This window comes from Brevibacterium salitolerans (assembly GCF_039531405.1).
Lineage (GTDB): Bacteria > Actinomycetota > Actinomycetes > Actinomycetales > Brevibacteriaceae > Brevibacterium > Brevibacterium salitolerans.
In genome coordinates this window covers 97,012-107,450 of record NZ_BAAAPZ010000002.1, presented here as the reverse complement: position 1 = coordinate 107,450, position 10,439 = coordinate 97,012, and the positions used below count along the sequence as shown (strand labels likewise).

The following is a 10,439-nucleotide window of genomic DNA, read 5'->3' as shown; positions in this document are numbered from 1 at the left end:
GTGACTCGGACGACATTGAGGAAACTCTAGGGAACCCGGATGTGTGCCATTGCACATAATGAGATTCCCTCACGCATTGTTACCCAGTTGTAACCGAGAACTTGGGGACTTCCCGGCTTCGTATGTTTAAGGCTCAGGACACCCTGAGCGTCGGGTCCACGCGCAGAGGACCTGCGTGGCTCTCTCCCCCTAGAATCGGCGGGGTGACCTCCTCACCGTTCGATCCCCGCCGCCCTGACGACGAGCAGTCCGCAGCCGTGCTGCTGCGCAACGGGAGATCACGCGCCCTCGCATGGTTCACCCTGGCGGTGGCCGTCCTCGCCGCGGCCCTCACCCTCCTCCAGGTTCCGCAGCCCGCAGCGGTGGCCGTCCTCGGGCTCCCCGCGCTGCTGGGCGTGCTCAGCTGGGCCTGCTATCTCCGTCCGCACGTGGAGCTGAGGGCGGACGGACTCACGCTCGTGAACATCGCGCGCACGGTCGTCATCCCCTTCTCACGGATCGACGAGTTCGATCTGCGGCTGGGCCTCACCGTCCGCTCCACGGACGGGAAGACCTACGGCGCCTGGGCGCTGCCCAGCTCCGGCCGCCGGACACAGCGCGAGCGGCTGGGGAAGGTGAGCGTTGAGGCACACGTCCCCGCAGAGATCCAGCAGATTCTGGACGCGCACGCCCGCTGGCGGCAGCAGGACACACCCGTCTCCGGGCCAGCCGCGGTGACCAGCACCCTGACCCCGCTCCCGCCTGTGCTCCTTGTGCTCTGCCTCGCGTGGGCGGTCTGGGGCCTCAGAGTCGTCGCGACTCTCTGAGCGGCCTCACCAGCCGCGCTCCCGCTCCCCGTCACTCCCTCGGAACCGGCAGGACCCTGCCCGCCCTCACCAGCCGCGCTCCCGCCATTCGGCCAGCGCCGGGCGCTCCACACCCAGCGCCGTCGCCGCCCCGTGCCCCGGCAGCACGAGCGTGTCGTCCGGGAACCTCGCGAAGACGCGCTCTTCGAGGTCGTCCATGAGCTGCGTGAAGTCCTCGGGCGACCAGGTCTTCCCCGGGCCGCCGGGGAACAGCGAGTCGCCGGAGAGGATCACGGTGCCGCCGTCCCCGTCGCGCAGCACGTAGGCGATCGAACCGGGGGTGTGGCCGCGCAGGGCGATGCACTCGAGTGTGAGCCCGCCGATCTCCAGGACCTCGCCGTGGGAGACGGTCTGCTCGACGCTCGCTCCGGACTCCTCCTCGATCGCCTCCGCGTCGTCCACCCCCGCGACGGTGCGGCGGCACAGCTCCTCCTGTGCGGCGCGCAGGGCGCGGACGTGGTCCCAGTGACGATGCGTCGTGAGGATCGCCGCGACCTCTCCTCCGCCCGCGGACTCGAGAAGCGCGCGGATCGCGGGAAGATCGTCCGCGGCGTCCACGAGGATGTGCTCGCTCCGGCCGGAGGCCGTGAGCAGATAGACGTTATTGGCCATCTCTGAGACGGGCACGGAGCGGATCGTGAAGCCCGCGAACTCGCGGGTGAGAATGTTCTCCATGCTTCCACCCTAGGCCAGTCCGCATCGGTTCGGCAGGGCCTCCTGCACTGCCTCCTGCATGCGCGCTGCACTGCGCGCGGCCGGGACCCGCCCGCGGAGCATCCCTCGCCGGCCGTGCCCCCGACCGCTGTGCACCGGCTGAGCAGGGTCCTCCCCCGGCCTCGCTACACTGGTCCGCGGGCGCCGACAGCGCCCGCGGACGAGGGAGCCGTACCCGCACAGATGCCGACGGCCAGAAGAGGAACCCTCATGTTCACCGCCCCCTTCTCCGTTCCGGCGGCAGCTGCGGCGACGTCCGCGCTCGCGCTCGGCCCACCGCATCTACCCACCGGCATCGCCTGGACCGTGCTGATCGTCTCCGGCGCATTCGAGACCATGTGGGCCTATGCACTCGCCGCCGACGGCATGCGCATGCCCCGCCGCATCGCCCTCTTCCTGGTGGGCACCGTCCTGTCCATGGGCGGCCTCGCACTCGCGCTCGACTCCATCCCCGTGGGGACCGGGTACGCCGTCTGGGTGGGGATCGGCGCAGTCACCACGCTGGCCTTCTCCGTCCTTCGCAGGGAGGAGTCGCTCAACTGGCTCCGCGCCGGGTTCGCCGCGCTGCTCATCTGCGGCGTGATCGGGATGAAGGTGGCGAGCTGATGCACTGGATCCTGCTCCTCGTCTCCGGCAGCCTCGAAGCCGTCTGGGCGCACGCGCTCGCGGACATCCTCGACCCGGTGAACGCCGGGGTCTTCCTCCTCGCCCTCACCGGCTCCGTCTGGGGTCTGCAGCGCGCCATGCGCACCGTGCCGATGGGAACCGCCTACGCGATCTGGGTGGGCGTGGGAGCCTCCGTCACCGCGCTCTGGTCCGCGATCGACGGAGAGCCCTTCGGCCCCGGCAAGATCGTCTCGCTCGCACTCATCGTGGTCGGGGTGGTGGGCCTCGAGCTCACCAGCGGGAAGGGCGGGAAGGACGCCGAAGCCGCCCCGTAGCCCGCGGATGTCTCATTCCACGTCGACTTTTCGGCTGAATGACGACGTGGAATGAGACATCCGCGAGAGGTGTCAGAGGCCCGCGCCCCAGCGGCCGCGCGTGTACTGCTTGGGGTACGGCGCCTCCCGCCAGTCCAGCCCGAGCTCATGCGCGGCCCGCTGCGGCCACGCGGGCTCGCGCAGTGCAGCACGGCCGATCAGCACCACGTCCGCGTCGCCGTTCACCAGCACCTGTTCGGCCTGCACGGGCTCCGTCAGCAGACCGACCGCGGCGGTCGTCGCACCGGTGCCGGCGACCTCGGCCGCCAGCGGCACCTGATACCCCGGTCCCACGGGGATCTCCGCGGGCACGTTCGCCGCACTGGAGACGTCGATGAGGTCGCAGCCCTCCGCGTCCAGCAGCGCAGCGAGCTCCGCGGCCTCGTCGAGGTCGAATCCGCCGTCCGTCCACTCCGTGGCGGAGATCCGGACCATGACCGGGTACTCCTCCCCCACCTCCGCCCGGACCGCGCGGTAGGTCTCCATGAGCATGCGCGTGCGCCCGGCGAAGTCGCCGCCGTACTCGTCCGTGCGCTCGTTCGAGAACGGGGAGAGGAACTCGTGGAGCAGATAGCCGTGTGCGGCGTGGATCTCGACCGCGTCGAAGCCCGCCCCCTGCGCTCGGCGCGCTCCTGCCGCGAAGGCGACCACGGCCTCGGCGATGTCCTCCCGGCTCATCTCCCGCGGCACGGCCAGATCCGGGAACGGGACGGCGCTGGGGGCGACGGTCTCCCAGGCGCCGTCCTCCGCGCCGAGGGAGCCCTTGGGACCGCCGTGGAACGCCGGGTGGGTGCTGCCCTTGCGGCCCGCGTGGGCCAGCTGGATCGCGATGGCGGCGTCCTGCGTGTGGACGAAGTCGACGATTCGCGACCAGGCGGCAGCCTGCGCGTCGTTCCAGATGCCGGCGTCCAACGGGGAGATCCGCCCCTCCGGGACGACGGCGGAGGCCTCCGCGATGAGCAGGCCGAACCCGCCCTGCGCCCGTGCGCCCAGATGCGCGAGGTGCCAGTCGGTGGGCACGCCGTCCCTGCCCTCGCACGAGTACTGGCACATGGGCGGCAGCCAGATGCGGTTCTTCACGGTGAGGCCGCGCAGGGTGAGAGGTTCGAACAGACGGGGCATGGTGGAGCCTTTCGCAGAGACTGAGGGACCGTCCGGGCAACCTCGCGCCCCGGCGCCGTATTCCCCGCACCGGGTCCATGTGCCTTCGCACACGGACCCGGTGCGGGAGCGACTCCGCCCTCCGCCTCAGCCGGAGACGCTCAGAACACGATCCCGAACACGGAGACGGCCAGGGTCATCGTCGCGAGAGTGATGACGACGATGCCGATGAGGTTGAGCCACAGTCCGCCCTTCACCATCTGCGCGATCGTCACGTACCCGGTGCCGAATGCCACTGCATTGGGCGGCGTGGCGACGGGGAGCATGAACGCGCACGTGGCGGCGAGCGCCACGGGGACCGTCAGCAGCATGACGTCCGCGCCGATCCCCATCGCGACCCCGCCGACCACCGGGATGAAGGTCGCCGCCGTGGCGGTGTTGGACGTGATCTCCGTGAGGAACAGAATGCCCGCCGCCAGCACCGCCACGAGGACGACGACCGGCACGGCCGCCAGCCCCTCGGCCACGGTGCCGATCCACTCCGAGAGGCCCGAGGCGGTGAACTGGGCCGACAGCGCCAGACCACCGCCGAAGAGCAGCAGCACGCCCCACGGCATCTGGACGGCGGTGTCCCAGTCGAGGAGCCGGACGCCGCGCTTCGCGCCGCCGGGCAGCACGAAGAGGACGAGGCCCACCGCCATCGCGATGCCGGCGTCGGAAATGGGCGGCTCCTCGAAGACCGTGGGGATGACGATCCACGACAGGGCCGCGAGGACGAAGACGCCCAGCACCAGCCATTCGCCGGTGGACATGGGGCCCAGCTTCGCCATCTCCTTCGAGATCAGCTCCCGCCCGCCGGGAATCCGCTTGACCTCCGGCGGGAACAGGACCTTGACGAGCAGGAACCAGGCGACGGCCATCATCACCACGGCCACAGGCACGCCCACGAGCATCCACTCGCCGAACCCGATGCTGATGTCGTGGTTGTCGCGCAGATAGCCCACCAGGAAGGTGTTGGGCGGGGTGCCGATGATGGTGCCGAGCGAGCCGATGGAGGCCGAGTAGGCGATCGCCAGCATGAGGGCCGTGGCGAAGCGCGTCTGCATGACGGCGGGCTTCGCCTCTCCCTCGGGAGCCTCCGGGTCGCAGGACCGCGGCTCCGTGACCGCACCGCTCTCCGCCAGGGTCTCGTTGACCAGCAGGAGCACGGAGAGCCCGATGGGCAGCATGAGCACCGCCGTGGCGGTGTTCGAGACCCACATGGAGAGGAAGCCCGTGGCGATCATGAAGCCGGCGATCATGAAGCTCGTCCGGTCGCCCATCACGCGGAGGGTGGCGAGCGCGATCCGCCGGTGCAGGTTCCACTTCTGCATCGCCAGCGCGATGAGGAAGCCGCCCATGAAGAGGAAGATGGTGTCCGAGCCGTAGCTGCCGCCCACCTCGGAGAGGTCCACGCCGTTGAAGACCGGGAAGACCACGAGCGGCACGAGGGCGGTGGCGGGGATCGGGATGGCCTCCGTCATCCACCACGCCGCCATGAGAACGGCAGTGGCGGCGGTGACCCTCGCCTCGTTCGCCACCTCCCCGGGCATGAGGAGGTAGACGATGCCCGCCAGCACCAGCCCCAGGACGAAGCCGCCCCGGCGGACGCGCACGGTGTGCCTGGGCAGCGCGGGCTCCCTCTCGCCCGGTGACCGGTGGTCGATCTCCGTCGAGCCGTCCCTGGACTCCAGCACCTGACCGGAACTCGCCGCCGTGCGCATCGCCGGATCGCTCTGCGCCGTACCGTTCTGGTCCATGACTCTGCCTCCCTGCAGACTCATGTCCCGGAACCCGGCGGGGCGGAGATCGTCCGCACGCCCGCCGCGGTCCGAGACTCTCATCGTGTCCTCAGGATCCTCCCACAGAACAGGGACAGCCGGGCAACGGCCCCTGTGGTCAGCGCCGCTTCTGCGCGGCGCGGGAGAGGAAGGCGGCCAGCGCCTCGGCGACGATCTCCGGATGCTCGACGATGGGCAGGTGCGCGGAGTCCGGCACCACCGTGAACTCGCTGCCCTCGACCTGCGCGGACAGCTCGCGCATGCTCTCCGGGGTGTTGCCCATGTCCTGCGAGCCGGCGAGGAAGAGCACCGGGACGGAGATGTCCGCGACCTCCCCGGTGAGGTCGTAGTCCGCGAGCGCGCGGCAGCAGTCGATGTAGGCCTCGGGGTCCGTCTCCGCGAGCTGCTCCAGCACGATCGCGCCCGCCGCCTGGTCCTCGTCGAGGAAGCCTGCGGCGAACCAGCGGTCCGCGGTCTCCGGCACCGTGGGTCGCAGGGAGCCCAGGGCGCGCACGTTCTCGATCCGCTCGTTCCACCGCTCCGGTCCGCCGAAGCTCGCCCCGGTGCACAGCGCGCCCACACCCACCAGGCGTTCGGGGGCGCGCAGCGCCAGGGTCAGGGCGACGGCGCCGGAGATCGAGATCCCCGCGAAGCTGAACGTCTCCGCGCCCAGTTCGTCCGCGATCTCGAGGATGCCCTGGGCGATGCGCTCCACGCTCACGTCGTCGAGGCGCTTCCCGCGGCCGTGGCCGGGCAGGTCCGCCAGCACCACGCGGTAGTCGTCGGCGAGGAAGTAGGCGGCCCCGGCCCACTGGGAGGCATGCGTCCCCAGGGAGGGCCCGAGGATGAGAAGGGGTGCGGTGGGATCTGCATCGTTGACCACGGAGTAGGCGAGTGCGGACATGGGTGTGCCCCTTTCGGCGAAGCTGCGGGTGGGGAGACGGTTGCCGCACCAGACTAGCGTCCGGGCAGGTCCGTGCGCCCGAGGCCGCGGCCTCGGGCGCGGAGGCGCGGACCGGCTGCCCGAGGTCAGAGCAGACGGCCGCCGGACTCCCGGAGGTAGCACGTGGGGCAGAGCGATTCGTAGGTGACGTCCATGCCGTCGATGGCCACCTGGTCGCCGTCGAACACGAACTGCCCGCCCAGCCGCCTGCCGTTGAACATGGCCTTGCGCCCGCAGCGGCAGATGGTCTTGAGCTCCTCCAGCGTGTGCGCGATCTCCAGCAGGCGGCCGGAGCCGGGGAAGGCGTGCGTGCGGAAGTCCGTGCGGATGCCGTAGGCCATGACCGGCACGTCCCGATCCACGGCGATGCGCATGAGGCCGTCCACCTGCTCCGGCGTGAGGAACTGGGCCTCGTCGATGAGGAGGCAGCTGACCGGCTGGCCTGGATCCTCGAGCGTCTCGATGAGCGCCGTGTGATCCGTGCGGCTGGCGGCGTCGTCGAAGAGGGTCTCCACCCGGGCATCGTGGTCGATGAGGAAGTCGACCGTCCGCGCCACGCCCAGCCGGGAGAGGATCCGGTCGTCGCCCTTCGTGTCCACGCGGGGCTTGGCCAGCAGGACGCGCTGTGCGCGCTCCTCGTAGTTGAAGGCCGCCTGGAGCAGAGCCGTCGACTTGCCGGAATTCATCGCGCCGTAACGGAAGTACAGCTTCGCCATGTCTCTCCCCGTCTCTCCCCGTTCGCACTCCGCGCCGTTGGTGCTCCGGGCCGTTGGTGCTCCGCGCCCCCTGCGCGTCGATCCCGCGCGTCGATCCCGCCGGGCCCGTTGCATGGTAGCCGGTGTGCGGGACGAACCTCATATGGAGCACTTCTGAGTACGCAGATAGAATCAAATGGCAAACCCCTTGATCGATACGGAGAATCCCGCTCAATGGCAAAGATCATGTACACGCGCACGGACGAGGCTCCGCTGCTCGCGACGTACTCCCTCAAGCCCATCGTCGAAGCGTTCGCCCGCAAGGCAGGCGTCGAGGTCGAGACCCGCGACATCTCCCTCGCCGGTCGCATCATCGCTCTGTTCCCGGAGCGTCTGACCGAGGAGCAGAGGATCGAGGACGCGCTCTCCGAGCTCGGTGCGCTGGCCAAGACCCCGGACGCCAACATCATCAAGCTCCCCAACATCTCCGCATCGGTCCCGCAGCTCAAGGCCGCCGTCGCAGAGCTGCAGGCGCAGGGCTACGACGTGCCGGACTACCCGGAGGACCCGCAGACGGAGGAGGAGAAGGACGTCCGCGCCCGCTACGACACCGTCAAGGGCTCCGCCGTGAACCCGGTGCTGCGTGAGGGCAACTCGGACCGCCGTGCGCCCAAGGCCGTCAAGGAGTTCGCCAAGGCGTTCCCGCACTCGATGGGCGAATGGGCACCGGACTCCAAGACCCGGGTGGCGACGATGGGCGAGAACGACTTCGCCTCCAACGAGCAGTCCGTCATCTCCCCTGCCGACGACACCTTCACGGTGCGCTTCACCCCGGCGAGCGGCGAGGCCCGCGTGCTCAAGACCTTCCCGGTGCTCGCCGGCGAGGTCGTCGACGCCACCTTCATGAACGCCGCCGCGCTGGACGCCTTCCTCGCGGACCAGATCGCCGCCGCCAAGGAAGACGGTGTGCTCTTCTCCGTCCACCTCAAGGCGACCATGATGAAGGTCTCCGACCCGGTGCTGTTCGGCCACGTGGTCCGTGCGTTCTTCCCGGCCGTCTTCGAGAAGTACGGCGAGCAGCTCGCCGCGGCCGGGCTCTCCCCCAACGACGGCCTCGGTGCCATCCTCGCCGGCCTGGACTCGCTCGACGCGGACACCGCCGCCGCGGTGAAGGCGGAGATCGACGCCGGCCTGGAGAACGGCCCCGCACTGGCGATGGTGAACTCCCACAAGGGCATCACCAACCTCCATGTGCCCTCCGACGTGATCGTCGACGCCTCCATGCCCGCGATGATCCGCGGCGGCGGCAAGATGTGGAACGCCGATGACAAGGAGCAGGACACCCTCGCGGTGATCCCGGACTCCTCCTACGCCGGCGTCTTCCAGGCCGTCATCGACGACTGCAAGGCCAACGGCAAGTTCGATCCCTCCGTCATGGGCTCCGTGCCCAACGTGGGCCTCATGGCGCAGAAGGCGGAGGAGTACGGCAGCCACGACAAGACGTTCGTGCTCGATGCGGACGGCACCGTCGAGGTGCTCAACGGCGCCGGCGAGGCCGTCATGAGCCACACCGTGTCCGCCGGTGACATCTGGCGCGCGTGCCAGGCCAAGGACGTCCCGATCCGCGACTGGGTCCGCCTGGCCGTGGAGCGTGCGCGCCTCTCGGACACCCCCGCCGTGTTCTGGCTCGATCCCGCCCGTGCGCACGACGCGAACCTCATCACCAAGGTGGAGCAGTACCTGGGCGACCACGACACGGAGGGCCTGGACATCCGGATCATGTCCCCCGTCGAGGCCACGAAGTTCTCCGTCGAGCGGATCCGGCGCGGTGAGGACACCATCTCCGTCACCGGCAACGTGCTCCGCGACTACAACACGGATCTCTTCCCCATCCTCGAGCTGGGCACCAGCGCGAAGATGCTGTCCGTCGTCCCGCTCATCGCCGGCGGCGGCCTGTTCGAGACGGGAGCGGGCGGCTCCGCCCCCAAGCACGTCCAGCAGCTGGTGGAGGAGAACCACCTCCGCTGGGACTCCCTGGGAGAGTTCTTCGCCATCGCGGAGTCGTTCCGCCACTTCCAGAACAAGGAGGGCAACGACCGCGCCGGCGTGCTCGCCTCCACCCTGGACGATGCGACCGGCACCTTCCTGCGGGAGAACAAGTCGCCCTCGCGCAAGGTGAACGAGATCGACAACCGCGGCAGCCACTTCTACCTCGCCCTGTACTGGGCGGAGGAGCTGGCGAAGCAGACCGAGGACGCGGACCTCGCGGCCTCGATCAAGCCGGTCGCGGAGGCTCTGCGCGCCAACGAGGAGAAGATCGCCGCAGAGCTGCTCGAGGTGCAGGGCTCCCCCGTGGACCTGGGCGGCTACTACAACCCGGCCGACGACAAGGCGGATGCCGTCATGCGGCCGTCCGCCACGCTCAACGAGATCATCGCGTCTCTGAGCTGAGCCGTCACCGCGGCGCTGCGGCGCCCGGCTGAGCCCGGTGCTGCCGCTCCCAACCGGGTTGCGCAGTCACCCGGCCGAGCCGAGCCGCCCGGCGAAAGCTCGTGTGATCAGTCTCCCCTGCCATATCTGCGGATGTGGCTGGGGAGACTGATCATTTTCTTTTCGGCGGAAACCAGTGGAGCTCTGCGTTACGGGACAGAGCTTCGCGTTGCGGGACAGAACGAGGCAGAAGATCCCTGCTCACAGACCCGGCCCGGCACTAGACTGTCCGCATGAGCACCTCAGGAGACCCCAGGGACCCCGCACAGCCCACGGGAAACCTCAGCGATGAGCTTCCCGCTGAGCTCTTCGAGCCCGAGGCCGGACAGCCCGGAGCGGAGGCAGAGGCGCCCGCGCGCCTCTCCCCGCACTCGCGTGAGCGCGAGGCCGCGCAGCCGAGAACGCCCGGCCCGCAGAAGGGCGGCTCCAGCGAGCCCAGTCCGCAGAAGGGCACACACTCGCCTGCTCGTCCCGCCGCCGGCGAGAAGAAGTCCCGCACCCCTGATCGCGGCGTCCCCGCTGCGAAGAGCGGCCTGTCCGGCGGCGCCTGGGCCTCGCTCATCGCAGGCACGGTCGTCCTCGTCCTGCTGCTGATCTTCATCATCCAGAACAACACCACGACCGGCTTCCAGTACTTCGGCTGGCACTTCGAACTCCCGCTGGGCGTCGCCATGCTGCTCGCAGCGATCGCCGGCGTGCTGGTCGCAGGGATCATCGGCACCGTCCGCATCTTCGTCCTGCAGCGCAAGCTCAAGCGCATCGAACGCGCCGTCGAACGCTGAGACCAGGCCGCTCTGCGCGGCCCGTGCACATTCACGTGCACCTTCCGGACTGTGTGCAGCCGCGGGCAG

10 protein-coding genes are annotated in these 10,439 nt (G+C 69.7%); 5 read left to right on the top strand and 5 right to left on the bottom strand.

All coding sequences use genetic code 11. The features are described 5' to 3' along the window. Positions 1 to 203: 203 nt before the first annotated feature. Positions 204 to 806 carry a hypothetical protein gene (locus ABD240_RS01440; RefSeq protein ID WP_344334562.1) on the top strand — a complete coding sequence of 201 codons (603 nt, stop codon included), beginning with the start codon at positions 204 to 206 and terminating at the stop codon, positions 804 to 806. 66 nt (positions 807 to 872) lie between these two features. Here ABD240_RS01440 and ABD240_RS01435 read toward each other — a convergent pair whose 3' ends face one another. Next, positions 873 to 1,520: an MBL fold metallo-hydrolase gene (locus tag ABD240_RS01435; protein WP_344334560.1), complete on the bottom strand. Its 648-nt coding sequence runs from the start codon at positions 1,518 to 1,520 to the stop codon at positions 873 to 875. Between the two features lie 249 nt (positions 1,521 to 1,769). Here ABD240_RS01435 and ABD240_RS01430 point away from each other — a divergent pair, with 249 nt between their 5' ends. Together ABD240_RS01430 and ABD240_RS01425 are read left to right on the top strand one after the other, a co-directional pair. Beyond that, a complete protein-coding gene (locus ABD240_RS01430; protein WP_344334558.1) occupies positions 1,770 to 2,165 on the top strand; it encodes a DMT family transporter in 396 nt (131 codons plus the stop codon). After that, positions 2,165 to 2,500, top strand: a complete 336-nt coding sequence (locus tag ABD240_RS01425) for a DMT family transporter (protein WP_291792114.1) — start codon at positions 2,165 to 2,167, stop codon at positions 2,498 to 2,500. The genes ABD240_RS01430 and ABD240_RS01425 overlap by 1 nt, the downstream gene beginning before the upstream one ends. 72 nt (positions 2,501 to 2,572) lie before the next feature. Here ABD240_RS01425 and ABD240_RS01420 read toward each other — a convergent pair whose 3' ends face one another. The 4 genes from ABD240_RS01420 to ABD240_RS01405 all read right to left on the bottom strand — a co-directional run bounded on the left by ABD240_RS01420 (position 2,573) and on the right by ABD240_RS01405 (position 7,119). After that, on the bottom strand, positions 2,573 to 3,661 hold the full coding sequence (locus ABD240_RS01420) for an NADH:flavin oxidoreductase/NADH oxidase (protein WP_344334556.1): 1,089 nt from the start codon (positions 3,659 to 3,661) through the stop codon (positions 2,573 to 2,575). A 140-nt stretch (positions 3,662 to 3,801) separates the two neighbouring features. Beyond that, a complete protein-coding gene (locus ABD240_RS01415) occupies positions 3,802 to 5,439 on the bottom strand; it encodes an SLC13 family permease (RefSeq protein WP_425546978.1) in 1,638 nt (545 codons plus the stop codon). 139 nt (positions 5,440 to 5,578) lie between these two features. Next, positions 5,579 to 6,364 carry an alpha/beta fold hydrolase gene (locus ABD240_RS01410; protein ID WP_291792059.1) on the bottom strand — a complete coding sequence of 262 codons (786 nt, stop codon included), beginning with the start codon at positions 6,362 to 6,364 and terminating at the stop codon, positions 5,579 to 5,581. Positions 6,365 to 6,489: 125 nt separating this feature from the next. Next, entirely contained in the window at positions 6,490 to 7,119 is a 630-nt protein-coding gene (locus ABD240_RS01405) for a thymidine kinase (RefSeq protein WP_291792060.1), read from the bottom strand. 213 nt (positions 7,120 to 7,332) lie between these two features. Between ABD240_RS01405 and ABD240_RS01400 the strand changes: the two genes are divergently transcribed. Both ABD240_RS01400 and ABD240_RS01395 read left to right on the top strand, forming a co-directional pair. Next, on the top strand, positions 7,333 to 9,549 hold the full coding sequence (locus tag ABD240_RS01400) for an NADP-dependent isocitrate dehydrogenase (protein ID WP_344334553.1): 2,217 nt from the start codon (positions 7,333 to 7,335) through the stop codon (positions 9,547 to 9,549). A gap of 272 nt (positions 9,550 to 9,821) precedes the next feature. Continuing rightward, a complete protein-coding gene (locus ABD240_RS01395; protein ID WP_291792064.1) occupies positions 9,822 to 10,370 on the top strand; it encodes a LapA family protein in 549 nt (182 codons plus the stop codon). Positions 10,371 to 10,439 lie beyond the last annotated feature (69 nt).